Origin of the sequence: Ferdinandcohnia jepli (assembly GCF_047246645.1) — a bacterium.
In the GTDB taxonomy this organism is placed as follows: domain Bacteria; phylum Bacillota; class Bacilli; order Bacillales; family Bacillaceae_L; genus Ferdinandcohnia.
Genome location: NZ_JBFOKR010000057.1, coordinates 1 through 599, shown reverse-complemented (window position 1 = coordinate 599; position 599 = coordinate 1). Strand labels below are relative to the sequence as shown.

Annotated in this window: 1 protein-coding gene; it reads left to right on the top strand. The window is 34.6% G+C overall.

What is annotated here, in order from left to right; all coding sequences use genetic code 11:
• Nucleotides 1-243 precede the first annotated feature (243 nt).
• Nucleotides 244-599: hypothetical protein (locus tag AB3M96_RS23640; RefSeq protein WP_412970062.1), on the top strand; the 356-nt coding region annotated here is incomplete at its 3' end.

The window sequence follows — 599 nt, the reverse complement described above, 5'->3', positions numbered from 1 at the left end:
AATTAATCGGATTAGTATGCAAATAATCTTAGTTAGTATGCAATTATTGTATTTATCCTGCAATTAATCTTTTTAATATGCAATTCCTTTCCCGCACAATAAAAAAGTGGTGATACCAGCACCTCCTCCACTCCTAAAACATACAATCTAATATACTTTCTACTTTGTCCTTAAAAAGAAATGCTATTTTCACCTAAATATAGTAAAATATGACTACATAAATTAATGAAACTTGGTGAATACATGAAAGATTGGATACGAACTCAACAGTCAACTCCCCTACATATCGCTGCAATTCTATTATTTCCACTAGTAGTCTTTTTTTCGTACCAAAGTACCGTTTTACTTATTGTAGGTTATGTCGCATTTTTCCTAGCTACCTCTATTAAAATGATTTGGAAGATGGTTATCATCATGGCAATTGTTGCGATAGCGGTTATGGTGTTACCATTCCTTGCACCGATTGCTCTTATTGTGATGATTGTGCTGTTCATTATGAGAATTGGGTATGTCTTTAAAAACTGGAGGCCGTTTGTTTCCGGGTTAACTGTCTATGGCAGTTCTTTCTATTTATGGGGGCGGGCACAGGAATATATGTA